This window comes from Polaromonas jejuensis NBRC 106434 (assembly GCF_001598235.1).
Lineage (GTDB): Bacteria > Pseudomonadota > Gammaproteobacteria > Burkholderiales > Burkholderiaceae_C > Polaromonas > Polaromonas jejuensis.
Window position 1 is genome coordinate 218,293 of record NZ_BCYO01000005.1, and the last position, 26,316, is coordinate 244,608.

At 62.2% G+C, this 26,316-nt stretch carries 23 protein-coding genes; 15 read left to right on the forward strand and 8 right to left on the reverse strand.

The features are described 5' to 3' along the window. Nucleotides 1-19: 19 nt before the first annotated feature. Nucleotides 20-856, reverse strand: coding sequence for a type I methionyl aminopeptidase (gene map / locus PJE01S_RS08650; RefSeq protein WP_068832797.1), 837 nt, complete (start codon nt 854-856; stop codon nt 20-22). 243 nt (nt 857-1,099) lie between these two features. Between map and purL the strand changes: the two genes are divergently transcribed. Beyond that, nucleotides 1,100-5,125 (forward strand): phosphoribosylformylglycinamidine synthase, encoded by a 4,026-nt coding sequence (purL, locus tag PJE01S_RS08655; RefSeq protein WP_068832958.1) that lies wholly within the window; start codon nt 1,100-1,102, stop codon nt 5,123-5,125. Nucleotides 5,126-5,228: 103 nt separating this feature from the next. Here purL and PJE01S_RS08660 read toward each other — a convergent pair whose 3' ends face one another. From PJE01S_RS08660 to PJE01S_RS08690, 7 genes are all read right to left on the reverse strand, one after another. Further along, nucleotides 5,229-5,621: a 5-formyltetrahydrofolate cyclo-ligase family protein gene (locus PJE01S_RS08660; RefSeq protein ID WP_157090268.1), complete on the reverse strand. Its 393-nt coding sequence runs from the start codon at nt 5,619-5,621 to the stop codon at nt 5,229-5,231. Between the two features lie 60 nt (nt 5,622-5,681). After that, nucleotides 5,682-6,467, reverse strand: coding sequence for a foldase protein PrsA (locus PJE01S_RS08665; RefSeq protein WP_068832960.1), 786 nt, complete (start codon nt 6,465-6,467; stop codon nt 5,682-5,684). 101 nt (nt 6,468-6,568) lie between these two features. Continuing rightward, the gene (locus tag PJE01S_RS08670; RefSeq protein WP_157090277.1) at nt 6,569-6,847 is read right to left on the reverse strand and encodes a BolA family protein; all 279 of its coding nucleotides are present in this window, start codon (nt 6,845-6,847) and stop codon (nt 6,569-6,571) included. Between the two features lie 29 nt (nt 6,848-6,876). Then, nucleotides 6,877-7,503 (reverse strand): septation protein A, encoded by a 627-nt coding sequence (locus tag PJE01S_RS08675; protein ID WP_068832803.1) that lies wholly within the window; start codon nt 7,501-7,503, stop codon nt 6,877-6,879. 280 nt (nt 7,504-7,783) lie between these two features. Continuing rightward, on the reverse strand, nt 7,784-8,194 hold the full coding sequence (gene msrB / locus PJE01S_RS08680; RefSeq protein ID WP_068832804.1) for a peptide-methionine (R)-S-oxide reductase MsrB: 411 nt from the start codon (nt 8,192-8,194) through the stop codon (nt 7,784-7,786). A 31-nt stretch (nt 8,195-8,225) separates the two neighbouring features. Next, entirely contained in the window at nt 8,226-9,716 is a 1,491-nt protein-coding gene (locus tag PJE01S_RS08685) for a protein adenylyltransferase SelO (protein ID WP_068832806.1), read from the reverse strand. 43 nt (nt 9,717-9,759) lie between these two features. Next, nucleotides 9,760-10,458, reverse strand: coding sequence for a Crp/Fnr family transcriptional regulator (locus PJE01S_RS08690; protein WP_068832808.1), 699 nt, complete (start codon nt 10,456-10,458; stop codon nt 9,760-9,762). A 247-nt stretch (nt 10,459-10,705) separates the two neighbouring features. Between PJE01S_RS08690 and PJE01S_RS08695 the strand changes: the two genes are divergently transcribed. The 14 genes from PJE01S_RS08695 to PJE01S_RS08760 all read left to right on the forward strand — a co-directional run bounded on the left by PJE01S_RS08695 (nt 10,706) and on the right by PJE01S_RS08760 (nt 26,303). Further along, nucleotides 10,706-12,334: a 3-(methylthio)propionyl-CoA ligase gene (locus PJE01S_RS08695; protein ID WP_068832810.1), complete on the forward strand. Its 1,629-nt coding sequence runs from the start codon at nt 10,706-10,708 to the stop codon at nt 12,332-12,334. 324 nt (nt 12,335-12,658) lie between these two features. Continuing rightward, nucleotides 12,659-13,909, forward strand: coding sequence for a branched-chain amino acid ABC transporter substrate-binding protein (locus PJE01S_RS08700; RefSeq protein WP_068832962.1), 1,251 nt, complete (start codon nt 12,659-12,661; stop codon nt 13,907-13,909). A gap of 93 nt (nt 13,910-14,002) precedes the next feature. Continuing rightward, nucleotides 14,003-14,956, forward strand: coding sequence for a branched-chain amino acid ABC transporter permease (locus PJE01S_RS08705; RefSeq protein WP_068832812.1), 954 nt, complete (start codon nt 14,003-14,005; stop codon nt 14,954-14,956). A gap of 9 nt (nt 14,957-14,965) precedes the next feature. Further along, entirely contained in the window at nt 14,966-16,258 is a 1,293-nt protein-coding gene (locus PJE01S_RS08710; protein ID WP_068832814.1) for a branched-chain amino acid ABC transporter permease, read from the forward strand. Continuing rightward, nucleotides 16,255-17,112, forward strand: a complete 858-nt coding sequence (locus PJE01S_RS08715) for an ABC transporter ATP-binding protein (RefSeq protein ID WP_377372361.1) — start codon at nt 16,255-16,257, stop codon at nt 17,110-17,112. The genes PJE01S_RS08710 and PJE01S_RS08715 overlap by 4 nt, the downstream gene beginning before the upstream one ends. 2 nt (nt 17,113-17,114) lie before the next feature. Continuing rightward, the gene (locus PJE01S_RS08720) at nt 17,115-17,810 is read left to right on the forward strand and encodes an ABC transporter ATP-binding protein (protein ID WP_068832816.1); all 696 of its coding nucleotides are present in this window, start codon (nt 17,115-17,117) and stop codon (nt 17,808-17,810) included. Nucleotides 17,811-18,008: 198 nt separating this feature from the next. Then, nucleotides 18,009-20,117 carry a 3-hydroxyacyl-CoA dehydrogenase NAD-binding domain-containing protein gene (locus PJE01S_RS08725; protein WP_068832818.1) on the forward strand — a complete coding sequence of 703 codons (2,109 nt, stop codon included), beginning with the start codon at nt 18,009-18,011 and terminating at the stop codon, nt 20,115-20,117. A 34-nt stretch (nt 20,118-20,151) separates the two neighbouring features. After that, nucleotides 20,152-21,327, forward strand: coding sequence for an acetyl-CoA C-acyltransferase (locus PJE01S_RS08730; RefSeq protein WP_068832821.1), 1,176 nt, complete (start codon nt 20,152-20,154; stop codon nt 21,325-21,327). Nucleotides 21,328-21,451: 124 nt separating this feature from the next. Continuing rightward, complete coding sequence (locus tag PJE01S_RS08735) at nt 21,452-23,284, forward strand: acyl-CoA dehydrogenase (RefSeq protein ID WP_068832823.1); 1,833 nt, start codon at nt 21,452-21,454, stop codon at nt 23,282-23,284. Next, complete coding sequence (locus tag PJE01S_RS08740) at nt 23,284-23,514, forward strand: hypothetical protein (RefSeq protein ID WP_068832825.1); 231 nt, start codon at nt 23,284-23,286, stop codon at nt 23,512-23,514. Before PJE01S_RS08735 ends, PJE01S_RS08740 begins: the two co-directional genes overlap by 1 nt. Then, on the forward strand, nt 23,511-23,795 hold the full coding sequence (locus PJE01S_RS08745; protein ID WP_068832827.1) for a Dabb family protein: 285 nt from the start codon (nt 23,511-23,513) through the stop codon (nt 23,793-23,795). Before PJE01S_RS08740 ends, PJE01S_RS08745 begins: the two co-directional genes overlap by 4 nt. A 22-nt stretch (nt 23,796-23,817) precedes the next feature. Beyond that, nucleotides 23,818-24,609, forward strand: a complete 792-nt coding sequence (locus PJE01S_RS08750) for an SDR family oxidoreductase (RefSeq protein ID WP_068832829.1) — start codon at nt 23,818-23,820, stop codon at nt 24,607-24,609. 129 nt (nt 24,610-24,738) lie between these two features. Then, nucleotides 24,739-25,188, forward strand: coding sequence for a PaaI family thioesterase (locus tag PJE01S_RS08755; protein WP_068832831.1), 450 nt, complete (start codon nt 24,739-24,741; stop codon nt 25,186-25,188). A gap of 98 nt (nt 25,189-25,286) precedes the next feature. Beyond that, nucleotides 25,287-26,303, forward strand: coding sequence for an NADP-dependent oxidoreductase (locus tag PJE01S_RS08760; RefSeq protein ID WP_068832833.1), 1,017 nt, complete (start codon nt 25,287-25,289; stop codon nt 26,301-26,303). Nucleotides 26,304-26,316 lie beyond the last annotated feature (13 nt).

Here is a 26,316-nt window from a genome sequence, read left to right on the forward strand (position 1 = left end):
GCAATACTGCAGGCCTGAATCAGGCGCTGGCGACAGCCTGTGCGGGGATGTTTTGCGGCACAAAAGCCGGAATCGGCGGGCTGCCTGCCGACAGCGTCAGCACTTCATAACCGGTTTCGGTGACCAGCACGGTGTGTTCCCACTGGGCTGACAGTGAATGGTCACGCGTCACGATGCTCCAGCCGTCCTTTTCGGGGCCGTCCTTGATGTCGCGCTTGCCGGCGTTGATCATGGGCTCTATCGTGAAAATCATGCCGGGCTGGAGCTCTTCCAGCGTCCCGGGGCGGCCGTAGTGCAGCACCTGGGGTTCTTCATGGAAGCCCTTGCCAATGCCATGGCCGCAGAATTCGCGCACCACGGAAAAGCCGTTTTTCTCGGCAAAGGTCTGGATCGCATGGCCGATGTCGCCGAGCCGGGCGCCGGGCTTGACGCGCATGATGCCCTGCCACATGGATTCATACGTGATGTGGCAGAGCCGTTTGGCGGCAATGGAGCAGTCGCCAATCAAATACATGCGGCTGTTGTCGCCGTGCCAGCCGTCCTTGATGACGGTCACGTCCACGTTGACGATATCGCCTTTTTTGAGCGGCTTGTCATTGGGAATGCCGTGGCAGACCTGGTGGTTGACCGAGGTGCACAGGGACTTGGGGTAGGGCACATAGCCGGGCGGCTGGTAGTTCAGGGTGGCGGAAATCGAGCCCTGCTGAGCCATGCACTCCGACGCCAGACGGTCAATGTCGTTGGTGGTGATGCCCGGTTTGATGAACGGGGTGATGTAGTCCAGCACCTCGGATGCGAGTCTGCCGGCCACGCGCATGCCTTCAATACCTGCGGCATCTTTGTAAGTAATACTCATGGTTCGGATTATCCCACCAGGCCAATGGCGATGCATTTTCGGCCGGCGTGCAAGGGTTTTCTGGTGATGGCGGTGGTATTTGCCAAATTCCTCATGCTGGCGGGCGGCTTGCGGAGTCGCTGATAAAATTACGGGTTAACGCGTAGCCTGCAGGCCTTTGCCAAACCGTTGGCTGGCGGGCTGCGCGACACCCCAGCAACAGCCCACGAGCTGCCCACCTCTCACTACAAAGCCACCGCCACCGTGACCTTGCACCTGACGACTTTTGAGGGCGAATCCCAGGGCATCAGTGCCCTCAGCGATTTCCGCATTCAGCAACTCCTTCCCCGTCTGCAAACCATCCACGACAAGATCGTGGGCATCAGTGCCCGATTTGTGCACCTGGTGGCCACCGAGGCACCGCTGGCCGAGGCCGCAAAAAACCAGTTGGCGGCCTTGCTGAACTACGGCGATCCATGCCCTCTGCCGGCGGGTGACGCCGCGGAGGCGCTCACCTTCATCGTCTCACCGCGTTTCGGCACGGTCTCGCCCTGGGCCTCCAAGGCGACGGACATCGCGCACAACTGCGGTTTGGCCGTCAAGCGCATTGAGCGCATCACCGAATACCGCTTGACACTGAAAGCCGGCTTTTTCAGCAACACCGCCTTGTCCGAAGCGCAGCATGAGCAGGTGGCCGCCTTGCTGCACGACCGCATGACGGAAAGCGTGATGTTCGACCGCGCGCACGCGGCCGGTCTTTTCACGGAATTGCAGGGCGCCGCGCTGCAGACCATCGATGTGCTGGCCGGCGGCCAGGCCGCGCTGGAACGCGCCAACACCGAGTTCGGCCTGGCGCTGGCCGCCGACGAGATCGATTACCTGGTGAAGGCCTTCACCCAGCTCCGGCGCAACCCCACCGACGTCGAGCTGATGATGTTTGCGCAGGCCAACAGCGAACATTGCCGCCACAAGATTTTCAACGCCGACTTCACGATTGACGGCGTGCCGCAGGAGAAAAGCCTGTTCGGCATGATCCGCAACACCGAGAAACTCCATCCCCAGCACACGGTGGTGGCTTACTCCGACAACGCCTCCGTCATGGAAGGTGCGCCGGTCCAGCGTTTTTATGCCAAATCGGCCTCCAGCCCTCATGCAGAAGGCGCTACCAGCTATCAAAGCTATAGCGAAACCGATGACGTGCTGATGCATGTGCTGATGAAGGTCGAGACGCACAACCACCCCACGGCTATTTCGCCATTCCCAGGCGCCTCTACCGGTGCGGGCGGCGAGATCCGCGACGAGGGTGCCACCGGCCGTGGCTCCAAACCCAAGGCCGGCCTGACCGGCTTCACGGTGTCCAGGCTGTTTGACGGCGATTACGGCAAGCCCGAGCACATCGCCAGCCCGCTGCAAATCATGACCGAGGGCCCGCTGGGCGGCGCGGCCTTCAACAACGAATTCGGCCGGCCCAACCTGGCCGGCTATTTCCGCGAGTACGAGCAGACGGTGGGCGGCGAACGCTGGGGTTATCACAAGCCCATCATGATCGCGGGCGGCGTCGGCACGATTGATGCCGAACTCACCAAAAAGATTCTGTTCCCGGCCGGCACCCTGCTGATCCAGCTGGGCGGCCCCGGCATGCGCATAGGCATGGGCGGCAGTGCGGCCAGCTCCATGGCCTCCGGCGCCAACGCGGCGCAACTCGACTTTGATTCGGTGCAGCGCGGCAACCCCGAGATCGAACGCCGGGCCCAGGAAGTCATCAACCAGTGCGCCCAGCTGGGCGCCGCCAACCCGATTCTGGCGATTCACGACGTGGGCGCCGGCGGCTTGTCCAATGCCTTCCCCGAACTGGTCAACGACGCTGGTCGTGGCGCGCGTTTTGACCTGCGCGCCGTGCCGCTGGAGGAAAGCGGTCTGTCGCCCAAGGAAATCTGGAGCAACGAGAGCCAGGAGCGCTACGTCATGGCGATCGCGCCCGAGTCCCTGCCGCAGTTCAAGGCCTTCTGCGAACGCGAGCGCTGCCCCTTTGCGGTGATTGGCGTGGCGACGGAAGAAAAGCAATTGGTGCTGTCGGACAAGGATGCAGCAGCGCCAGTTGATATGCCCATGAACGTATTGCTGGGCAAGCCGCCCAAAATGCATCGCGACGTCAAAAGCCTGGCCCGCGCCGTCAAGCCCATCGACCTGACCGGCGTGGATTTGCAGAAAAGCTGTATTGACGTGCTGAGCCACCCGACGGTGGCGTCCAAGCGCTTTCTGATCACCATTGGCGACCGCACCGTGGGCGGCCTCACGCACCGCGACCAGATGGTCGGCCCCTGGCAGGTGCCCGTGGCCGACTGCGCCGTGACCTTGGCCGACTACAAGGGCTTTGCCGGCGAGGCCATGAGCATGGGCGAGCGCACGCCGCTGGCCGCCGTCAATGCCGCGGCATCGGGCCGCATGGCCGTGGCCGAGGCCATCACCAACCTGCTGGCCGCGCCGATCGAGCTGCCGCGCGTGAAACTCTCTGCCAACTGGATGGCCGCCTGCGGTGAGCCCGGCCAGGACGCAGCGCTGTACGAAACCGTCAAGGCCGTGGGCATGGAACTCTGCCCGGCGCTTGGCGTGTCGATTCCCGTCGGCAAGGATTCGCTGTCCATGCGCACGGTCTGGAGCGAAGACAAGGCGGGCAAGAAAGTCACTTCGCCGGTCTCGCTGATCGTCAGCGCCTTCGCCACCCTGGCCGATGTGCGCGGCACGCTCACGCCCCAGCTGGACACGCTTGAGGCCGACACCACGCTGATCCTGATCGACCTGGGCAAGGGCCAGAACCGCATGGGCGGCTCGATCCTGGCGCAAAGCCTGAACCTGGAAGACGGCGCCGTGCCGGATCTGGACGACCCGCAAGACCTGGTCAACCTGGTCAAGGCCATCAACGCCTTGCGGGCGCAAGGCCAGATCCTGGCCTACCACGACCGCAGCGACGGCGGCCTGTTCGCCGCGGCCTGTGAAATGGCTTTTGCCGGCCATGTCGGCGTGTCGCTCAATGTCGACATGCTGCTGCTCGAAGGCGACGGCATCAGTGACAGCCGCATGGACGCGGGCGACAGCAAGAACTGGGCAACCCAGGTCGGGCCGCGCCGCGAAGAACTCACGCTCAAGGCGCTGTTCAATGAAGAGCTGGGCGCCCTGATCCAGGTCCGTACCGAGGTGCGCAACGAGGTTATGCAAACCCTGCGCGAGCATGGCTTGGCCAAGTTCAGCCACTTCGTCGGCAAGACCCGGCCGGAGCACGCGTCGCTGGAAGTCGGCAAGGGCCAGCTGCAGGTCTGGCGCGACACCAAGGCGGTGTTCACGGCCAAGCTGCAAGACCTGCACCAGGTCTGGGACTCCGTGAGCTGGAAGATCTGCCAGCAGCGCGACAACCCGGCCTGCGCGGATTCCGAGCATGCGGCCGCGGGCGAACCGGCCGATCCTGGCTTGCATGTGCACCTGACTTTTGAGCCAGCCAAGCTGCCTGTGGCGCCGGCGCTGAACCTGTCGCGGCCCAAGGTGGCCGTGCTGCGCGAGCAGGGCGTCAACTCGCATGTGGAAATGGCTTACGCCTTCACGCAGGCCGGTTTTGAAGCCATCGACGTGCACATGACCGATCTGCAGACGGGCCGCGCACAACTGGCGGATTTCAAGGGCGTGGTGGCTTGCGGCGGCTTCAGCTACGGCGACACCCTGGGCGCCGGCATTGGCTGGGCGCGTTCCATCACCTTCAACCCGGTGCTGGCGGATCAGTTCAAGGCCTTCTTCGGCCGCCTGGACACCTTCGGCCTGGGCGTGTGCAACGGCTGCCAGATGTTTGCCGAACTGGCCGACATCATTCCGGGCGCAGAGGCCTGGCCGCGTTTCACCACCAACCGCAGCGAGCGCTTTGAGGCCCGCCTGAGCCAGGTTGAAATCCTGGAGTCGCCCAGCCTGTTCCTGCAAGGCATGGCCGGCACGCGTCTGCCCATCGCGGTGGCGCACGGCGAGGGCTACGCCAATTTCGCCTACCGTGGTGACGCCAGCAAGGCGATTGCCGCCATGCGCTTTACCGACAACCACGGCCAGCCCACGCAGGCCTACCCGGCCAACCCCAATGGCAGCGCAGGCGGCTTGACGGCGGTGACCACGGCCGATGGTCGTTTCACGGCCATGATGCCGCACCCCGAGCGGGTGTTCCGCAACATCCAGATGAGCTGGACCGACCAGGACAAGAGCGCCCACAGTGCCTGGATGCAGCTCTGGCACAACGCACGCCAGTGGGTGGCTTGATGTCCCTCTGAACTTCCGGCCAGCAAGCCCGCGGGTTTGCTGGCTGGCGTGCCAGCCTGGCCAGTCGTGAGCCTTGCGCAATTTCCATCCAGCCTTTCGGTTACTATGGATTTAATAGCATCATGCGCCCGAAATGCATGGGCTGGAGGTCAATTTCTCCTGTGAATCTGCTGTGAATCCGGATTGTCAGCCGCAACCTCAGGCCATGCTTCATCACGGCCGGCGAATGCGTCCCAAGGGGCGCGAATGTCTCCTGGCGAAACTTTCTCAGCTCTTCAGGGTTGCGCTTAAAACGCAGGCAGCCTAAGGCAAGCCCCGTCCTGCCTTGCTTTGCGGACTTGTCCATGGCGTCATCAACAAAGTTGTCCACATGAAGCAGGGATAACTCCTGCAGCCGCAAACCCGTATCCACTGATGCCGGCGCATGCCGCTGCCCAGGCGCTGAGTCGGGGCAGCGCGCCAGCCCATCCTTTGCAGGCAGGAAGCGCCACGACAAAGGAGTTGCGTCCATAAAAAAACGCGGCCGGGGCCGCGTTTTTGGGGGAAAGCCGATGGCTTATTCCACCTTGGCTTTTTTGCGCAGGTCTTCCTGGAAGGCCGCCAGCTTTTGCTGCTGCAACTGCTGGGAAATTTGCTGCTTGACCTCTTCAAACGCGGGCAGCTGGGCGGTGCGGATGTCATCCACGCGGATGATGTGATAGCCGAATTGCGACTTCACCGGGGTATCGGTCGTCTGGCCCTTGTTCAGCTTGAGCAGGGCTTCGGCGAATTCAGGCACGTAGCTGGCGGGGTTGGCCCAGTCGAGGTCGCCGCCCTTGGCGCCGGAGCCCGGGTCTTTCGATTGCTTCTTGGCGATGTCTTCAAACTTGCCGCCTTTTTTCAGGCTGGCAACGATGGCCTTGGCATCGGCTTCCTTTTCGACCAGGATGTGGCGTGCCTTGTATTCCTTGCCGCCATTGGCCGCGGCGAACTTGTCGTATTCGGCCTTCATGTCGGCCTCGGTCACCGGGTTTTTCTTCTGGTAGTCGGCAAAGAGCTCACGGATCAGGATGGTCTGGCGCGCCAGCTCCATCTGCCCCTTGACTTCGTCGCTGGTCGACAGGCCCTGCTTCTCGGCTTCCTGCATGAACACTTCGCGTGCGATGACTTCTTCGCGCAGCTGGCCTTCCATTTCAGGGGTGACCTGGCGGCCGGAGCGGGCCAATTGCAGGGCCAGCAAATCAAGGCGTGACTTGGGCACGGCCTTGCCATTGACGATGGCGACATTCTGGGCGAAGGCGCCTTGTGCGCCCATGGCCAGCAGGCCTGCAACGGCGGTCGCGAGTAAAAAATGTTTCTTCATGATTTCCTTGTAATCCTTGGTAATGCTTGAAAAGGCTTGTCTGCTTGAGTTGTTGTCAGGTATTTGCCGGCTTGTCACCACCATTGGCAAATCAACAGGTCTCAGGGTGAATCGATAATCTCAATGGCCAGGGCATGCAAGCCCTGATCAATGAAATTTTGCATTGCATCATACACAAGCCGGTGGCGCGCCACCCGGCTCTTGCCCGCAAACGCCGGGCTGGCAATGCGGATGCGAAAGTGGCTGCCAAAGCCTTGTGCATTGGCGCCCGAATGACCGGCATGCGCAGCGCTTTCATCCAGCACCTCCAGATGGGTGGGATGAAGGCGCGCCTGGAGCTGCTGCTCAATCTCGCTCACGCGGACGGGCCGCGGCATCATGCCAGCGGCATCGGCGCTGCCAGGGGCGCTCATGGCGTCGTGTCCGTCTTGATGTGCTTGTTCAGGTAAATCGCCTGTACCAGCACAAACACCAGCATCAGGCCCAGGCCACCGAACAGCTTGAAGTTGACCCAGGTGCTGGTGGGGAAGTTGAAGGCCACCCACAGGTTGAGGAAACCCATCACGGCAAAAAATCCGACCCAGCTGAAATTCACGGTGCGCCAGACAGCATCGGGCAGCGTCATCTGTGCGCTCATCAATGACTTGATGCCGTTTTTCTTGAACACCAGCTGGCCCAGCAGCAGCGAGCCGCCCATCACCCAATACAGCACCGTCGGCTTCCATTTGATGAAGCTTTCGCTGTGAAAATAAATGGTGGCGCTGCCCAGTACCGTGACCAGGCCGAGGCTGACCCACAGCATGGCATCGATTTTTTTGCCGCGGGCCTTGAGCCACAGAATCTGTGCCAGGGTTGCCACGATCACGACCACCGTGGCCAGCAGCACCGGGGCTTCGGTCGGGCCGACGACACCGCCAGCCACCATGAATCCCAGCCATTCGGTGGCGGTGCTGGCGGCCCAGTCCCGGCTGCTTTCGGCGTACTTGAACATGCCGAAGAAAAGTGCAATCGGCAAGAAATCGAACAAAATTTTCATGAGGTGATTATCGTAGAGTGATCAGCAGAGCCAGCGCAAGAAGCCGCTCACAGTGACCGAGGAGGCTTCAAAAACCAAGCAGGGGTCGCGGAACCGGCTTTGCCGGGCCGCAGGCGCAGCAGCCCCCGAGGGGCTGGAGCCCGCGGCTCCAAAGCTGCCTGCGCAGCTTTGGACGGGCGACAGAGGCGAAGCGTCTCGCGAGCCGCGGCCTGCAAGGCCTCGCGCAGTACGCGAAGTGTTCTCGAAGAGCGGCGTAGCCACAAGCGTGGGGGCCACATCCTTAACGCGGTTTGAAGTCCAGCGAGGCCGAGTTCATGCAGTAGCGCAGGCCGGTAGGCGTCGGGCCATCGGGAAAGACATGGCCGAGGTGTGCGCCGCAATTGGCGCAAACGGTCTCGGTGCGTGTCATGCCATGGGTATGGTCCACATGCTCCTCAATGGCGCCTTCCCTGACTTCCTGGGAAAAGCTGGGCCAGCCGCAACCGGCATCAAACTTGGTGGACGAATCAAAAAGCTCGGCGTCGCAGCAAATACAGCGGTAGGTGCCCTGGGCGTAGTTGTCTTCGTACTTGCCGGTAAACGGACGCTCGGTGGCGGCATGGCGGGTAACTTGAAAGGCGACGGGTTCCGCGCCTTTTTCGGCCAGCAAGGCCTGCCACTCGGCATCGGTTTTCTGGATCTTGGCGCTCATGGTCTGGGTCCTGATGTGTGGAGGGTGGGTGTTACGAGCTGCAACTGATTTCTATGGAAGCCGCCCAGTCTGGCGGGAAGCCGGCAAGGCTGTCGTGACCAGGATGCTCATCAAATGGGGTCTGCAGCACCTTGAGCAAGGTATCGACCCCGGAAAAGTCTTTTAGTTTCGCGGCGCGTATGGTCTCTTCGCCCAGATGGTTGCGCAGCACGAATTTCGGGTTGTTTTTAAGCATTAAATTGGCCCGTAGCCCTTGATCCACCTGGGCCAGCCGCTCTGAATACTGTAGCGCCCAGGCGTTGAAGGATTCGCGGTCGAAGAACAGGTCCCGCACCGGCTCGTGACCTGCTTGTGGCATGAAGCCGCACAAGCGGCGCCAGAAAATGGTGTAGTCCACCTGATTGCCGGCCAGCAGGCGGAAAGTATTGTCAATCAGCGCCCTGTCTTCGGCCTGCGCATCAGGCAGCCCCAGCTTGGCATGCATTTTTGCCTCCAGCGCCGCCGGGAAGATCGTCTTGTAGGGCTCCAGCGCGGCCAGCGCCAGTTCCTGGTCTTCAATGAGCGGCAGCAAGGCCTGGCCCAGGCAAAACAGGTTCCAGTAAGCGATATTGGGCTGCTTGTTGTAGGCATAGCGGCCTTGCGTGTCGGAGTGATTGCAGATGTGGCCGGGGTCAAACGCATCGAGGAACTGGAAGGGGCCGTAGTCTATGGTCAGGCCCAGAATGCTCATGTTGTCGGTGTTCATGACGCCGTGGCAAAAACCCACGGCCTGCCAGGCGGCCATCAGGTGCGCCGTGCGCTCGCTCACCGCTTCGAGCAAGGCCGCATAAGGTTGCTTGGCCTCACGGCAGGCGGGGTAAAACCTGTCGATGACGTAGTCGGCCAGCCGCTTGAGTTGCGCGTGCTGGTTGCTGTAGCAAAAGTGCTCAAAATGGCCAAAGCGAATGAAGCTGGGCGCCGTGCGGGTGACCACGGCGGCGGTTTCGATTTCCTCGCGCCGCACCGGGGCGTCGGAACCTGTCACGCACAGGGCGCGGGTGGTCGGTATGCCCAGACCGTGCATGGCTTCGGAGCACAAAAACTCGCGGATGGAACTGCGCAGCACGGCCCGGCCATCGCCCATGCGCGAGTAGGGCGTGCGGCCCGCGCCCTTGAGCTGGATTTCCTGTGGGCCAGCGGCGGTATCCAGCTCCCCCAGCAGGATCGCCCGGCCATCCCCCAATTGCCCGGCCCACACGCCGAACTGGTGGCCGCTGTAGACACTGGCCAGCGACCGGACGCCGGGCAGCAGCTGGTTGCCGGCCAGCGCCGCCAGCGCCTCGCCGGTTTCCAGCCAGTGGTCTTCAAGGCCAAGCTCACGGGCCAGCGCGCGGCTGCGTCCAACCCAGTAGGGCGAAGGCAGGGGCGTGGGTTGGAGTTCGGTATAGAAATCCGGGCCCAGCCCGGCAAAACTGTTCACCCATTTCAGGCCCGATTCGGCTCGGGCCTGCTGGGCGGATATGGCAGCTGTCGCAGAGGTCATGGCCTCATTGTGCTATGGCGCCAACCGCCCTGTGCGGCCAAGGTCAAACTGGCCCGGCGACGGCCCCGCTGGCGGCGAAGGAGGCCAGCGCCTGCTCGTCCAGCAGGGCGACGCGGCCGAACTCCAAAGACACCAGCCCCAGCGCTTCCAGGGTCTGCAGCGCCCGGTTGACGGTTTGCCGTGACAAGCCTGCCAGATGCCCCAGTTCTTCCTGCGAAAGCAGCAGCTTGCGCCGGCCCTGCCAGAAAACACGGCTTAAATACAGCGCCACGCGCTGCTCGGGTGCGCGCAGGCGGCCCGCTTCGATGATGGTCATGGCCTGTCCAAGGCGCCGGTTCAGGTGCGCCACCAGGTAGTGGTTGAAAGGCAGGCTGTCGGCCAGCAGTTCATGGAACTGGGCGCGCGGCAGGCACAGCAGCGTGGTGTCGCGCAGCGCGATCACGTCATAGCGGCGCGGCTCGGTTTTTAGTGCCGAGCCTTCGCCAAACCATTCGCCGTCGGGTACGCCCAGAAAAGCCGACACCCGCCCCTCGGGCGATGCGCTTTGCAGTTTCACCAGTCCCGACAGCACGGCGTACCAGCCTTTGACCGGTGCGCCGGCGGCCAGCATGACCTCGCCTTTTCGCCCGGCCACGGTAAACGTGCGCTCCAGGACGCGGGTCTGGATTTCGGCGGACAGAGCGGAAAACCAGGGCTGGCCGCGCAGGAAGCGGTGGTGCGGAAAAGCGGCTTCAAGGGGCATGGCATGGATTGTCCTACGGCGCTTGACATCGGGTATGTCCCTAGGACTTGTCGGTGAGGCGACAAGCTTTGCGCCCTTTGTTCTGCAGGCAGACAGTATGGCCTCGCCGTGAGGGTTTGCCGGTGTCGCCAGGGTAACGCAGCTGCGGATTTCCCCGGGTCTGGCTGAGCAGCGTGCGCTGTACTATCCACGAACGAGACATTCGAATTGAAAAGAACGCCCCGCCGGGCAGAGAAGGAGACCGACGATGTTAGGTTTGATGCAAAGCCAGCCACTGCTGATCTCATCACTGATCGAGTTTGCGGAACGCCATCATGGCGATGCGGAAATTGTCTCGCGCCGCGTGGAAGGCGACCTGCACCGCTATACCTACAAGGACGCCGGCCGGCGATCCCGTCAGGTGGCCAAGGCGCTGGACGGCCTGAAACTGGGTTTCAGCGACCGCGTGGCCACGCTGGCGTGGAATGGCTACCGGCACTTCGAGCTTTACTACGGCGTGAGCGGCTCGGGCAGGGTCTTGCACACCCTGAACCCGCGCCTGCATCCTGACCAGATTGCCTGGATGGCCAACCACGCCGAAGACCAGGTGTTGTGTTTTGATTTGAGCTTCTTGCCGCTGGTGCAGGCCGTGCACGGCAAATGCAGCACCATCAAGCACTACATCGCGCTGTGCGATGCCGACAAGCTTCCCGCAGACTCCGGTATTCCCGACTTGCAGAGCTATGAGAGCTGGATAGGCGCGCAGTCCGACGACTACACCTGGCCCAGTTTTGACGAGAACACGGCTTCCAGCATGTGCTACACCAGCGGCACCACGGGCAACCCCAAGGCAGCGCTTTACAGCCACCGCTCCAGCACGCTGCACGCTTACGCGGCGGCCCTGCCCGACGTGATGTGCATGTCGGCGCGCGATGCCATCCTGCCGGTCGTGCCCATGTTTCACGTCAATGCCTGGGGCATTCCCTACTCGGCGGCGCTCACCGGCGCCAAACTGGTGTTTCCCGGCCCGGCACTCGATGGCAAGTCGGTGTACGAATTGATCGAGGCCGAAAAAGTCACTTATGCCGCTGGCGTGCCCACGGTGTGGCAGATGCTGCTGGCGCACATGAAGCCCGCGGGCCTGAGGTTCTCCACGCTGCGCCGCACGGTTATTGGCGGCTCGGCCTGCCCGCCGGCCATGATCAAGGCCTTCAACGACGACTATGGCGTGGAGGTGCTGCACGCCTGGGGCATGACGGAAATGAGCCCGCTGGGCACGCTGTGTACCCTCAAAAACAAGCATGACGCATTGCCCGCCGAGGAGAAAATGAAAATCCGCCTCAAGCAGGGACGGGCCATTTACGGTGTCGACATGAAAATCGTCGACGAGGCTGGCAAGGAACTGCCCTGGGACGGCAGGACCTTTGGCGATCTTTACGTCAAAGGCCCCTGGGTGGTGCGTGAGTATTTCAAGGGCGAGGGCGGCAATCCGCTGGTGGACGGCTGGTTCCCGACCGGTGATGTGGCGACCATCGATGCGGATGGCTATATGCAGATTACCGACCGCAGCAAGGACGTGATCAAATCGGGCGGCGAATGGATCAGCTCGATTGAAGTGGAAAACATAGCGGTTGCGCACCCGGCCGTGGCCATGGCCGCGTGTATCGGCGTTCCCCACCCCAAGTGGGACGAGCGCCCCATCATTGTGGTGGTCAAGAAGCCCGGCATGGATGTCACGCGTGACGAACTCATCAAGTTCTACGAAGGCAAGACCGCGAAATGGCAAATCCCGGACGACGTGGTGTTTGTCGAAGCCATCCCGCTGGGTGCGACCGGCAAGATGCTCAAGACCAAGCTGCGCGAGATGCTGAAGGATTACAAATTGCCGCAGTCATAAGACAAAGCCCGGGGAGCCCGGATTCAACCAAGCAGGGGCCGCGGAACCGGCCTTGCCGGGCCGCAGGCGCAGCGCCCCTCGGGGGGGCAGAGAGCTACACGCAGTGAGCGAACGTGGGGGCTCCAGTTCCGGTCACGTCCGTGACATCAGTAGGGCATTCCCTGACGCAGTGCAACATTTTTTAACCTAACCTTTGCCGGTCCGCTGCTCATTTCGCTCGCAATTCCATAAATCTTCAGGAGACAAGGGATGACCACCCAGACCTATTTTTACCGCCGGTATTTCGGTGTGGCGGTGGCCGCCTCGGCCCTGCTGTCCACCGGCATGACGCTGGCCCAGGCGCCTGCCAAAGCGGCGGCCGCAGCGCCCGCCAAGGCCGCCGCCCCGGCGCCGGGTGGCGCTGTCAACCTGAACCAGACGGTGAAAATTGCCTGGCTGGACCCTTTGTCGGGCCTGATGGCGGCGGTCGGCACGAACCAGCTCAAGAGCTTTCAGTTTCTGGCCGAGCGTTTCAGCCAGAAGAACAAGGCGGGTGTGAAGTTCGAGATCATCGGCATCGACAACAAGCTGAGTCCGCAAGAGACGACCAATGCGCTCAAATCCGCGATTGACCAGGGCGCGCGCTACGTGGTGCAGGGCAATGGCTCCGGTCCGGCGCTGGCCATCATCGACGCGCTGTCCAAGTACAACGAGCGCAACCCCGGCAAGGAAGTCGTCTACCTCAATTACGCCGCTGTCGACCCGGATCTCACCAACAGCAAATGCGACTACTGGCATTTCCGCCTGGACGCCGACACCTCCATGAAAATGGAAGCGCTCACCGCCTTCATGAAAGACCAGCCCGAGATCAAAAAGGTCTACCTGATCAACCAGAACTACTCGCACGGGCAGCAGGTTTCAAAGTTTGCCAAACTGAACCTGGCGGCCAAGCGTCCCGACATCCAGATCGTGGGGGACGACCTGCATCCGCTGGCCCAGGTGCGTGATTTCGCGCCCTATGTCGCCAAGATCAAGCAGTCTGGCGCAGACTCGGTCATCACGGGCAACTGGGGGTCCGACCTGACGCTGCTGATCAAGGCCGCGAACGAGGCGGGCCTGAACAACGTGAAGTTCTACACCTACTACGGCGGTGTCACTGGAACGCCTACCGCATTGGGCGCAGCCTCTGCCGGGCGCGTTTACATGGTGGCCTACAACCATCTCAACCTGGGCGGCGAGATCCAGCAGCTTCAGGCCGATTACAAGAAGAAATTCAACGACGATTTCTATACCGGCGCGATCTACCATGCCTTCACCATCCTGACCGAAGCCATGGCGCAGGCCAAAACGACCGAGCCCGCCGCGGTCGCCAAGGCCATGGAAGGCCTGCGCTTCAAGAGCTTTAACGGCGACGTCGAAATGCGCAAGACCGACCACCAGCTGCAGCAGGGGCTTTACATCGACAAATGGGAAAAAGCCGGCGGCAAGTATTCCTACGACTCGGAAAATACCGGCTATACCTTTGTCCCGGTCAAATACTATGAGCCCTATGTGGCCAGCACGCCGACCTCGTGCCAGATGAAGCGTCCGTCCTGATGTACTGACAGGCGGCGTACAACAGGCGCAAGGCCCGATCAGCTCTCGGGCCTTTTTCTTGACCTTTTCCTTTCCAGCTTCAGGCGGTTATTGATGAATTTGGAATTCTTCACCATTTCGATGCTGAACGGCCTCAGCTACGGGCTGCTGCTGTTCATGCTCAGCTCCGGGCTGACGCTGATCTTCAGCATGATGGGCGTGCTCAATTTCGCCCATGCGTCGTTCTACATGGTCGGGGCCTACATCGCCTACAGCACCTCGCAGGTCATCGGCTTCTGGTGGTCGTTGCTGGTCGCCCCCTTGCTGGTGTTTGCCCTGGGCGCGGCCTTCGAGCGCTTTTGCCTGCGCAGGGTGCACAAGTTTGGCCATGTACCGGAGCTGCTGATCACGTTTGGCCTGTCTTACCTGCTGCTGGAACTGGTGCAACTGGTGTGGGGCCGCTCGGCCGTGAACTACGTGCTGCCCAGCGGCCTTCAGGGACCGCTGTTCACGGTGTTCGGCACCAATTTCCCCAGGTCTCGAGCCTTCATCATGCTGATTTCCGTCGTCATGCTGGTCAGCATCTGGCTGCTGTTGACGCGCACGCGCATAGGGCTGGTGATTCAGGCCGCGCTGACGCACCCGGAAGCAGTTGAATCGCTGGGCCACAACGTGCCCCGGGTATTCATGCTGGTGTTTGGGGGCGGCGCGGCGCTGGCGGGCCTGGCCGGCGTGATTGGCGGCAATACCTTTGTGACCGAGCCCGCCATGGCCGGTTCGGTCGGCGCCATTATTTTTGTGGTCGTGGTGGTGGGCGGCATGGGCTCGCTCAGCGGCGCCTTTCTGGCGTCGCTGCTGATAGGCCTGATCCAGACCTTTGCCGTGGCCATGGACCAGTCGCTGATCACCCTGCTGGGCCACTTCAGCTATGCCGTGACACCCGAGACCTTCGGCTATCCCTTGTTCAAACTCACCATTTCGCAGGTGGCGCCCATTTTGCCTTTCCTGTTCCTGGTGCTGATCCTGATCTTCCGGCCCAAGGGCCTTCTTGGCACGCGGGAAGGTTAAGGCCAGACCATGACGAAGCAGTTTTACGAATTCAAACCCTATAACATCGGCCGCTGGCTGGTCTGGTCGCTCTACGCGCTGCTGCTCATCGTGGCACCGCTGCTGTTCAAGAGCAGCCTGGCGCTCACCATGCTGTCGCAGGCCGGCTACCTTGTCATCATTTGCCTGAGCTACAACATCCTGCTGGGGCAGGGCGGCATGCTGAGTTTTGGCCATGCGGTTTACGCCGGGCTGGGCTCCTTCCTGGCCGTTCATGCCATGAACCTGGCCGCTAAGGGCGCGTTTTATATTCCCTTGCCGCTGATTCCCCTGGTTGGCGGCCTGGCGGGACTTTTTTTTGCTGTCCTGCTGGGCTATGTCACCACCAAGAAGGCCGGCACGACCTTCGGCATGATTACCCTGGGCGTGGGCGAGCTGGTATTTGCCATGTCGCTCATGTTCCCGGAGTTTTTTGGCGGCGAGGGCGGCATCACCACCAATCGGGCCTACGGCAAGCCGGTCTGGGGCATCAACTTCGGGCCGCAGATTCAGGTGTACTACCTGATTGCCGCCTATTGCTTCATCTGCACCGCAGCCATGTTTGCCTTTACCCGTACCCCCCTGGGCCGCATTTTGAACGCCGTGCGCGACAACCCGGAGCGGGTGGAATTCATTGGCTACAACACCCAGCGCGTGCGCTACTACGCCTTCATCATTGCCGGCTTTTTTGCCGGTATCGGCGGTGGCCTGGCGGCCATCAACTCCGAAATCGTCACGGCCGAAGTCGTCAGCGGCGTGCGCTCCGGCAGTTTGCTGCTGTTCACCTTTCTGGGCGGAGCGACCTTCTTCTTTGGCCCCATCATCGGCGCCGGTCTGCTGGTTCTGGCCTTGATACTGCTGTCGGAACTGACCATGGCCTGGCTGCTGTACGTCGGCCTGATCTTCCTGTTCATGGTGATGTATGCGCCTGGCGGCATTGCCAGCCTGATCATGATGAATCTGCGCGTGGCCTCCTTTGGCAAGTTGAAGGCCCTGTGGGTGGGCTATCTGGCCCTGGCGGCCACCGCGCTGGTGGCCTTGAGCGGTGCCGCCGCCATGGTGGAGATGGTGTACCACCTGCAACTCAATGCGGCGCTGGGCCCCGAGCTGGGTTTCATGGGCGTCAGGCTCAATGCCCTGAACTTTAACAGCTGGTTTGGCGCCGGCCTGGTATTGCTCACCGGGCTGGGCCTGTTTGAGCTCACGCGCCGGCAATTTTTGGCGCAATGGAGCGCGGTGCAGGGTGAAATTGAAACGGAAATCAAGCGTAGGGAGCTGCTATGAACTTGAGCGCAGCGATGGGCCGCCCCGAGCCAGCGAACGCCCCCTCGGGGGGCAGCGTAGTACACGAAGTGACAAGCGTGGGGGCTAAATACTCACTTGAACTCAAGGATATCCGGAAAAGCTTTGGCAAGACCGAGATCATTCGCGGCGCCAACCTGGCCGTGCGCGCCGGGGAGCGCGTGGCCATCATTGGACCGAACGGCGCCGGCAAGTCCACGCTGTTCAACCTGATCAGCGGCCGCTTTGAGCCCAGCAGCGGCGACGTGCTGCTCAATGGCCAGCGCATCAACGGCAAAAAGCCGTTTGAAATCAACCGGCTGGGTTTGTCGCGCAGCTTCCAGATCACCAACATCTTTCCCAAGCTCAGCGTGTTTGAAAACCTGCGCTGCGGGGTGCTCTGGAGCCTGGGCTACAAGTACACCTTCTTCAGGTTTCTGGCCGACCTCGATGACGCCAACGCGCGGGCTGAAGCGTTGATGGCCATGATCAAGCTCGACAAAAAGCGCGACGTGCTTGCGATCAACCTGACCTATGCGGAGCAGCGCGCCCTGGAGATCGGCATCACCATTGCCGGTGGCGCCAGCGTGATCCTGCTGGACGAACCCACGGCCGGCATGAGCCGCTCGGAAACCAGCCGTTTCATCAGCCTGATCAAGGAAGTCACCGTGGGCAAGACCTTGCTGACCGTAGAACATGACATGGGCGTGGTGTTCGGCCTGGCCGACAAGATCGCGGTGGTGGTTTACGGCGAAATCATTGCTTACGACAGCCCCGAAGCCGTGCGCGCGGACCAGCGGGTTCAGGAGGCTTACTTGGGGTCGTCTGTTGCGGACCAGCAGGCAGGAGGGCACTGAATATGCTTCAGGTGAAAAACCTCCACGCCTTCTACGGCAAGAGCCACGTGCTGCATGGCGTCTCGTTTGATGTGCACGCGGGCCAAATTGTGGCCTTGCTGGGCCGCAACGGTTCGGGTCGCTCCACCACCGCCAAGGCCATCATGGGCCTGGTCGATTGCCAGGGTTCCATCAGCTGGAAAGATACGGAGGTCGTGGGCAAGAAGGCCTACCAGATCGCCCACTTGGGGCTTGGCTACGTGCCCGAGAACCGCGATATTTTCCCCAAGCTGACCGTGCATCAGAACCTGCTGCTCGGCCAGAAGGGCTCGGGCAAAGGTTCACGCTGGTCCTTCAAGGACATGTACAACATGTTTCCCCGGCTGCTGGAGCGCCAGCACACCGAAGCCGGGGTGTTATCGGGTGGTGAGCAGCAGATGCTTACCTTGTGCCGCACCCTCATGGGCGACCCGGACCTCATCATCATTGACGAACCCACCGAAGGCCTGGCCCCCAAGATCGTGGAACTGGTGGGGCAATACCTGCAGACACTCAAAGCCAGGGGCATCTCGGTGCTGCTGATTGAGCAGAAACTGACCATTGCGATGGCCATTTCCGACCGGGCGCTGGTGATGGGGCACGGCAGCATTGTGTTTGACGGCACGCCCGACAGCCTGCGGGCCGACGCCTACACGCGGAAAGAGTGGCTCGAAGTGTAAAAGGCGCCGAGGCTTGTCACCGCTGGGACAAGTATGGGCGAATCGGGGCCGCGAGGCACTTGTGCTGGCGCGACGCCCCCCTACAATGAGAAAAGAACGGTCGTACTATTTATCCGGTAACGGCAAGCCCGTGCACCCGGGGCCGAGGCAACTGAAACGTCAAAAACTGAAATTCAATTCAAGGAAAGAGACACCTCAATGACTACCCTCTACGAAGTTCACGGCACGGTGGCGCTCATCACCCTGAGCAACCCGCCCGTCAATGGCCTCGGCCATGCCACCCGTTCAAGCATCACCGACAACCTGCAAAAGGCCAATGCCGACGCTACGGTCAAATCCATCGTGATCACCGGCGCCGGCAAGGCTTTTTCAGGCGGCGCCGACATCAAGGAATTTGGCACGCCCAAGGCGCTGTCCGAGCCCAACCTGCATAGCGTCATCCTGGCGATTGAAAACTCATCCAAACCCGTGGTGGCCGCCATTCACTCGGTCTGCATGGGCGGCGGGCTGGAGCTGGCACTGGGTTGCCACTACCGCATTGCGGCGCCCGGCTGCAGTGTGGCGCTGCCCGAGGTCAAGCTGGGCCTGCTGCCTGGCGCGGGCGGTACCCAGCGTCTGCCGCGCGTGCTCGGTGTCGAGCCGGCCCTGAACATGATCGTGAGCGGCGAGCCCGTCAAGAGCGAGCTGCTGGCCCAGATTCCCGGCCAGAAGCTGTTCGACAAAATGGCCCAGTCGCCCGAATCGCTGGCCGAAGAGGCGCTGGCCTTTGCCCAGTCGATTGCCGACACGCGTCCCTTGCCGCTGGTGCGCGACCTGCCTTGCAAACATCCCAACGGCGATGCCTACTTCCAGTTTGCCCGCAACATGGTCAAGGGCATGTCCAAAGACTTCCCGGCACCGCTCAAATGCGTGGATGCCGTCGAAGCCGCGACCAAGCGCAAATTTGAAGATGGCTTGCTGTTTGAACGCGAGATCTTCATCAACCTGATGTGGACGCCTGAAAGCCGCGCGCTGCGCCATATTTTCATGGCCGAACGCGCCGCCTCCAAGATTCCCGATGTGCCTGAAGACACGCCAAAACGCGAGATCAAGTCTATCGCCGTGATTGGCGCAGGCACCATGGGCGGCGGCATCTCCATGAACTTCCTCAACGCCGGCATCCCGGTCAAGATGCTGGAGATGAAGCAGGAAGCGCTGGACCGCGGCATTGCCACCATCCGTAAAAACTACGAGGCGCAGGTCAAGAAGGGTAAGCTGAAACAGGACAAGTACGAGCAGCGCATGAGCCTGCTCAGCACCACGCTGAGCTACGACGACCTGAAAGACGCCGACATGGTGATAGAGGCCGTGTTCGAGGAAATGGGCGTCAAGGAAAAGGTTTTCAAGGAACTGGACCGCGTCATGAAGCCCGGTGCCATCCTGGCCTCCAACACCTCCACGCTGGACATGAACAAGATCGCCGGCTTCACCCAGCGCCCGCAGGACGTGATCGGCACCCACTTCTTCAGCCCGGCCAACGTCATGAAGCTGCTGGAAGTGGTGCGCGCCGAGAAAACCGCCAAGGATGTGCTGGCCACCGTGATGGCGCTCGGCAAAAAGATCCGCAAGACCTCCGTGGTGTCTGGCGTGTGCGACGGCTTCATCGGCAACCGCATGATCGAGCAGTACAGCCGCCAGGCCGGTTTCCTGCTGGAAGAGGGCGCCACGCCTGAGCAGGTCGACAAGGCCGTCGAGAAGTTCGGCTTTGCCATGGGCCCGTTCCGCATGGGCGACCTGGCCGGCAACGACATTGGCTGGGCCATCCGCAAGCGCCGCTACCAGGAAAAACCGGGCATGAAATACAGCAAGACGGCTGACCTGCTCTGTGAAATGGGCCGCTTTGGCCAGAAAACCGGCGCGGGCTGGTACGACTATGTGCCGGGCAAGCGCGACGCCATCCCTTCCCAGGTGGTGGTGGACATGATTGAAAAACACCGCAAGGACATCGGGGTGGCGCCGCGCAAGATTTCCGACGAAGAAATCGTCCAGCGCCTGGTGTATTCGCTGGTCAATGAAGCCGCGCATATTCTGGAAGAAGGCATTGCCTCCAAGGCCAGCGACATCGACATGGTTTACCTGACGGGCTACGGCTTTCCCATCCACCGTGGCGGCCCCATGCTGTACGCCGACCAGGTCGGCCTCTTCAACGTGGTGCAGAGCATGAACCGCTTTGCACAGAATCCGCTGGACGACGCCAGCTTCTGGAAGCCCGCGCCGCTGCTGGCCAGGCTCGCCGCCGAAGGAAAAACCTTCAACCTGTCCACTTAAACGTCACTGATCGTTACTGATTCCGGAGATTTCCATGTCCTCAGCTGTAATTGTTTCCACCGCCCGCACCCCCCTGGCCAAAAGCTGGAAGGGTTCCTTCAACATGACGCACGGCGCCACCCTGGGGGGCCATGCCGTCGAGCACGCCCTGAAGCGCGCCGGCATTGAAGCCGCCGAAGTCGATGACGTGATCATGGGCTGCGCTACACCGGAAGGCGCCACCGGCGCCAACATCGCACGCCAGATCGCGCTGCGCGCCGGCTGCCCGGTCACCGTGTCGGGCATGACCGTCAACCGTTTTTGCTCCTCCGGCCTGCAGACCATCGCCCTGGCGGCCCAGCGCGTGATTGCCGGCGAGGCCGACATCTACGTGGCCGGCGGCGTGGAAAGCATTTCCTGCGTGCAGCAGGAGATGAACACCCACATGCTGCAGGAGAACTGGCTGGCCCAAAACAAGCCCGAGATTTACTGGAACATGCTGCAAACGGCCGAGCAGGTGGCCAAGCGCTACAACATCTCGCGCGACCGCATGGACGAATACGGCGCGCTCAGCCAGCAAAAGGCCACGGCCGCGCTGGCCGCCGGCCGGTTTGAGGCCGAGATCGCACCGATCACCGTGACGGCCGGCGTGGTCGACCCGGTGATGGGCCTGATCACGAAGAAGGTCACCGTGAGCAAGGATGAAGGCATTCGCGAAGGCACGACCAAGGAAGGCATCAGCGGCATCAAGCCCGCCATTCCGGGTGGCGTGATCGCGGCCGGCAATGCCAGCCAGTTCTCCGACGGCGGCGGCGCCGTGGTGGTCATGGACGAAAAGACCGCCGAACGCAAGGGCCTCAAGCCCCTGGGCCGTTTCCTCGGCTTTGCGGTGGCCGGCTGCGAGCCCGATGAAATGGGCATTGGCCCAGTCTTCGCCATCCCCAAGGTGCTGGCCAAACTGGGCCTGAAGATCGGCGACATCGACTTGTGGGAACTGAACGAAGCCTTTGCAGTGCAGGTGCTGTACTGCGCCGACAAGCTGGGCATCCCGATGGACAAGCTCAATGTCAACGGCGGCGCGATTGCGGTGGGCCATCCCTATGGCGTGACCGGCCAGCGCCTGACGGGCCACGCCCTGATTGAAGGCAAGCGCCGCGGCGCCAAGCGCGTCTGCGTGACCATGTGCATTGGCGGCGGCATGGGCGCTGCGGGTATTTTCGAAGTCCTTTAAAAAGGATTGCCAGCGCCATGAACGAAACCCTGCTCCTTCAGAAAGGGCAGGCGTTTCCTGCCTTGACGCCTTTCAGTGTTCCGATGGGCGACGAGCCGCATGCGCCAGCGCCGGGGAAGACGTCATGAGCCTCAGGCCCACCCTCGATTTTCTGCTTTACCAGTGGCTGGGCGCCGAATCGCTGAACCAGCGTGCGCGCTTTGCCGACCATTCGCGGGAAACGTTTGACGCTGTGCTGGACACCTGCGAGCGCATCGCCCGTGAAAAATACGCGCCTTTCAACCGGACCGTCGACACGCAGGAGCCGCATTTCGATGGCGAAAAAGTCATCCTGCCGCAGGCCACGCACGATGCGCAAAAAGCCTATGCGGCATCCGGCATGCTCAGCGCCGCGCAGGACTACGAAGTCGGCGGCATGCAGCTGCCTTACACCGTGGAAGCCGCAGCCAACGCCTTTTTTGCGATGGCGTCGGTCAGCATGGGGTCGGGCCTGCTGACGGTCGGCAATGCCAACTTGCTCATGGTGCACGGCACCGAGGCACAAAAAGACGTCTTCGCCAAGAACGAATTTTCCGGCCGCTTTTCGGGCACCATGTGCCTTTCGGAGCCGCAGGCCGGCTCCTCGCTCAGCGATGTGGTGACCCGGGCCGTGCCCGACGGTGCCGATTTTGAGGCCGACCCGCTGGGCCCGCGCTACCGCCTCAAGGGCAACAAGATGTGGATTTCGGCCGGCGAGCACGAGCTGACCGACAACATCATCCACCTGGTGCTGGCCAAGATACCCGGTCCCGATGGCAAGCTGATTCCGGGCACGCGCGGCATTTCGCTGTTCATCGTGCCCAAGAAAATGGTGGACACGGAAGGCCGGCTCACCGGCGTTCGCAACGATGTGGCGCTGGCGGGCCTGAACCACAAGCTGGGCTGGCGCGGCACCACCAATACCTTGCTGAACTTCGGGGAAGGCAAGTACCCGGTAAACGGCGAGGCCGGCGCTGTGGGTTACCTGGTCGGCAAGCCGCACGAAGGCCTGCGCTGCATGTTCCACATGATGAACGAGGCGCGCATTGGCGTGGGCACGGCGGCCACCATGCTGGGCATGGCGGGGTATTACGCCAGCCTGGACTATGCGAAGAACCGGCCGCAGGGCCGGCCCATCACCGGCGCCGGCAAAGACGCCTCCGCGCCGCAAAGCCGCATCATCGAGCACGCCGACGTCAAGCGCATGCTGCTGGCGCAAAAGTCGTACTGCGAAGGCGCGCTGGCGCTCGAACTGTATTGCGCCCGCCTGGTCGACGAACACCACACCGGCGAAGCCGCCGCCGCCGACGAGGCGCGCCTGCTGCTCGAAGTGCTGACGCCGATTGCCAAGAGCTGGCCCAGCGAATGGTGCCTGGAGGCCAACTCGCTGGCGATCCAGGTGCATGGCGGCTACGGCTACACCCGCGACTTCCCGGTGGAGCAGTACTGGCGCGACAACCGCCTGAACATGATTCACGAAGGCACGCACGGCATACAGGCCATGGACCTGCTGGGCCGCAAGGTGCTGATGGAAGGGGGCAGGGGGCTTGAGCTGCTGGCGGCACGCATCAACGCCACGATTGATCGCGCCAGCCAGGTGCCCGAGCTGGCGGCCCATGCCAACGCGCTGGGCAAGGCCCTGCAGCATGTGGGCAGCGCCACCAAGGCCGCCTGGGCCACCGGCCAGCCCGGCGAGGCGCTGGCCAATGCGGTACCCTATATGCAGGCGTTCGGCCATACCGTGCTGGCCTGGATCTGGCTCGATGTGGCGCTGGCGGCGCTGCAGGCTGACGCTACAAAATCGATAGCCGCTACCGCAGGGAAACTGGGGGCTGCACGTTATTTTTATCATTACGAATTGCCCAAAATAGACGCCTGGCTCAAAGTGGTTGAAACGCGTGATCTGACCTGTGCCGATCTCGCCGAGGAATCTTTCTAATGTCTTTTTTCAAACCATCCGCCACAACGGCTTCCAGCAAAACGGTGGCACGCCTGCAGGCCCTCATCTGGGTGCTGATTTACGGCGGCCTGCTGACGCTGGTACTCGGCCTGTCGGTAGAGCGCCTTGACGAGGACACCGGCTGGGCCATGGTGGTGGGCGGCGGAATCGTCGCTGCCGTGGGCTTTTTCCTGATCTACGTGCGCTCCAGGATCAAGGCGGGTCCATGATCAAACACATCGTCATGTGGCGGCTCAAGGACGCGGCGGATGCCCCGCACTTCAAGGCCCAGCTGGACAGCTGCCGCGAACTGGTGCCGGGCATGCTGGGCTTTGAAGTCGCCATCCGGACAGCCGATCTGGAAGCCAACTGCGATGTTGTGCTTTACTCCGTGTTTCAGGATAGCGCCGCACTGGCGGCCTACCAGAACCATCCGCATCACCAGCACATCAGCCGCGGCCTGGGCGCCTTGCGCGAGACCCGCAGTGTGCTGGATTACGAAATTCAATGACCTCAAAATCAGGAGACAAACCGTGACCCGTACCATCCAGCAATTGTTTGACCTCAAAGGCAAAACTGCCCTCGTCACCGGCGGCTCGCGCGGCCTGGGCCTGCAACTGGCCCAGGCGCTGGGCGAGGCCGGCGCCAGGGTGATGCTGAGTTCACGCAAGGCCGAGGACCTGAGGGAGTCGGCCGCCGAACTGAAGGCCGCAGGCATTGATGTCGACTGGATCGCCGCCGACTGCGCCAAGGAGGCTGACATCCGCGCCCTGGCCGATGAAACCATCAAGCGTTTCGGCCATGTCGACATCCTGGTCAACAACGCCGGCGCTGCCTGGGGCGCGCCGGCGGAGGACCACCCGGTGGAGGCCTGGGACAAGGTGATGAACCTCAACATCCGCGGCTACTTCATCCTGTCGCAGCACATCGCCAAGCACAGCATGATTCCGCGCAAGTCGGGCCGCATCATCAACGTGGCCTCGATTGCCGGCCTGGGCGGCAACCCGCGCGAGATGACCACGATTGCCTACAACACCTCCAAGGGTGCGGTGATCAACTTCACGCGCGCCCTGGGCTGCGAATGGGGCGCCCACAACATCACCGTCAACGCCATCTGCCCGGGCTTTTTCCCCAGCAGGATGACCGTGGGCACGCTCAAGGCCATGGGCGAGGAAAAGCTCGCCTCGCATGCCCCGCTGGGCCGCCTGGGCGATGACGAAGACCTCAAGGGTCTGTGCGTGCTGTACGCGTCGGACGCGGGCAAGCACATCACCGGCCAGTGGCTGGCGGTGGACGGCGGCGTGTCGGTGGTGACGGGCGGCTAACATCGGCCCCTGCTTTTTATTTCGAGTGATGCACAGGCCTTTCATGCTCATCCCTGGCCGGCACGCACTTGGGGCGGCCGGGCGCGGTGTGCGCCGGGTGCCAGGCTTGTCGCAACCTACGGAGAAACAATGAATTTCGGCGCAGACATCCCTTTCGTCAACCACCTCGGCTTCACCCTGGAGCGGTTTGAAGGGGGCGAATCAACCCTGGGCTACACCCCCCATCCGGAGCACCTGAACTCCTTTCTGGTCACGCATGGCGGCGCCATCATGACCTTGCTGGATGTGACCATGGCCACGTCCGCGCGCAGCGTGCAAAAAGACATGGGCGTGGTCACCATAGAGATGAAAACCAGCTTCATGCGTCCCGCCCCCGGTGACGGCAGCAAGCTCACGGGCAAGGGCCGGCTGATGCACCGTACCGCCACGATGGCGTTCACGGAAGCCACTCTTTACGACGCGCAGGGACAGGCTTGCGCGCACGCCACCGGAACGTTCAAATATGTCAAGCGCCTGCCCGTCGGCCCCAGGAGCGCCCATGCGCTGAATGTGCCGGTCAGCACCATTTCCACCGACTAAAACCATCTTTCAATGAGTAAATCATGCGCTAGCCCAATATGGACGGGCGCCATTAGCTACTGAATAGATAGCAATTACCGTCATCACAGGAGATTCACATGCCGCTCAATCCACAAATCCTGCTGGACAACCGCCCCACGGGCGAAGCCGTGGCCAGCAACTTCAGGCTGGTCAGCAGTGAGACGCCGGCCCTGCAGGACGGCCAGGTGCTGGTGCGCCACCACTTCTTGAGCCTGGACCCCTACATGCGCGGCCGCATGAACGACGCCAAAAGCTATGCAGCGCCGCAGCCACTGGGCGAAGTCATGCAGGGCGGCACCGCCGGCGAGGTCGTGGAAAGCCGCTCGCCCAAGTTCCAGCCCGGCGACAAGGTGGTCGGCATGGGCGGCTGGCAGCAATACAGCGTGGTCAATGCCGACCAGCCCGGCGCCTTGCGCAAGGTCGACACCACGCATGTGCCGCTCTCGCACTACCTGGGTGCCGTGGGCATGCCCGGCGTCACCGCCTGGTATGGTCTGGTGAAAATCATCGCGCCGAAGTCCGGCCAGACCGTGGTGGTCAGCGCCGCCACCGGCGCCGTGGGCAGTGCTTTCGGGGCCCTGGCAAAAGCACGCGGTTGCCGCGCGGTAGGGATTGCCGGCGGCCCGGACAAATGCAAGTATGCGGTCGACGAACTGGGCTTTGACGCCTGCATCGACTACAAGCTGCACAAGGACGCCGCCTCGCTCTCCAAAGCGCTGAAAGAGGCCTGTCCCGACGGCATTGACGGCTATTTTGAAAACGTGGGCGGCATGGTGCTGGACGCCGTGCTGCCGCGCATGAATGCCTTTGGCCGCATTGCGCTGTGCGGCATGATTGCCGGCTACGACGGCCAGCCGCTGCCCTTGAGTTACCCGGCGCTGATCCTGACCAACCGCCTCAAGGTGCAGGGATTTATCGTCAGCGAACACATGGAAGTCTGGCCCGAAGCGCTCAAGGAACTGGGCACGCTGGTCGCTACCGGCAAGCTCCGGCCGCGCGAAAGCGTGGCGCAAGGCCTCGAAAGCGCGCCCGAGGCCTTTTTGGGCTTGCTCAAGGGCAGGAATTTTGGCAAGCAGCTGGTCAAACTGATTTAGCGGGCAGCCAGGC

What these genes read in the sequence shown, in the direction of transcription:
- map (WP_068832797.1), bottom strand. Translation starts at nt 856, where the DNA reads ATGAGTATTACTTACAAAGATGCCGCAGGTATTGAAGGCATGCGCGTG.
- PJE01S_RS08665 (WP_068832960.1), bottom strand. Translation starts at nt 6,467, where the DNA reads ATGAAGAAACATTTTTTACTCGCGACCGCCGTTGCAGGCCTGCTGGCC.
- PJE01S_RS08670 (WP_157090277.1), bottom strand. Translation starts at nt 6,847, where the DNA reads ATGATGCCGCGGCCCGTCCGCGTGAGCGAGATTGAGCAGCAGCTCCAG.
- PJE01S_RS08675 (WP_068832803.1), bottom strand. Translation starts at nt 7,503, where the DNA reads ATGAAAATTTTGTTCGATTTCTTGCCGATTGCACTTTTCTTCGGCATG.
- msrB (WP_068832804.1), bottom strand. Translation starts at nt 8,194, where the DNA reads ATGAGCGCCAAGATCCAGAAAACCGATGCCGAGTGGCAGGCCTTGCTG.
- PJE01S_RS08685 (WP_068832806.1), bottom strand. Translation starts at nt 9,716, where the DNA reads ATGACCTCTGCGACAGCTGCCATATCCGCCCAGCAGGCCCGAGCCGAA.
- PJE01S_RS08690 (WP_068832808.1), bottom strand. Translation starts at nt 10,458, where the DNA reads ATGCCCCTTGAAGCCGCTTTTCCGCACCACCGCTTCCTGCGCGGCCAG.
- PJE01S_RS08695 (WP_068832810.1), top strand. Translation starts at nt 10,706, where the DNA reads ATGTTAGGTTTGATGCAAAGCCAGCCACTGCTGATCTCATCACTGATC.
- PJE01S_RS08700 (WP_068832962.1), top strand. Translation starts at nt 12,659, where the DNA reads ATGACGCTGGCCCAGGCGCCTGCCAAAGCGGCGGCCGCAGCGCCCGCC.
- PJE01S_RS08705 (WP_068832812.1), top strand. Translation starts at nt 14,003, where the DNA reads ATGAATTTGGAATTCTTCACCATTTCGATGCTGAACGGCCTCAGCTAC.
- PJE01S_RS08710 (WP_068832814.1), top strand. Translation starts at nt 14,966, where the DNA reads ATGACGAAGCAGTTTTACGAATTCAAACCCTATAACATCGGCCGCTGG.
- PJE01S_RS08715 (WP_377372361.1), top strand. Translation starts at nt 16,255, where the DNA reads ATGAACTTGAGCGCAGCGATGGGCCGCCCCGAGCCAGCGAACGCCCCC.
- PJE01S_RS08720 (WP_068832816.1), top strand. Translation starts at nt 17,115, where the DNA reads ATGCTTCAGGTGAAAAACCTCCACGCCTTCTACGGCAAGAGCCACGTG.
- PJE01S_RS08725 (WP_068832818.1), top strand. Translation starts at nt 18,009, where the DNA reads ATGACTACCCTCTACGAAGTTCACGGCACGGTGGCGCTCATCACCCTG.
- PJE01S_RS08730 (WP_068832821.1), top strand. Translation starts at nt 20,152, where the DNA reads ATGTCCTCAGCTGTAATTGTTTCCACCGCCCGCACCCCCCTGGCCAAA.
- PJE01S_RS08735 (WP_068832823.1), top strand. Translation starts at nt 21,452, where the DNA reads ATGAGCCTCAGGCCCACCCTCGATTTTCTGCTTTACCAGTGGCTGGGC.
- PJE01S_RS08740 (WP_068832825.1), top strand. Translation starts at nt 23,284, where the DNA reads ATGTCTTTTTTCAAACCATCCGCCACAACGGCTTCCAGCAAAACGGTG.
- PJE01S_RS08745 (WP_068832827.1), top strand. Translation starts at nt 23,511, where the DNA reads ATGATCAAACACATCGTCATGTGGCGGCTCAAGGACGCGGCGGATGCC.
- PJE01S_RS08755 (WP_068832831.1), top strand. Translation starts at nt 24,739, where the DNA reads ATGAATTTCGGCGCAGACATCCCTTTCGTCAACCACCTCGGCTTCACC.
- PJE01S_RS08760 (WP_068832833.1), top strand. Translation starts at nt 25,287, where the DNA reads ATGCCGCTCAATCCACAAATCCTGCTGGACAACCGCCCCACGGGCGAA.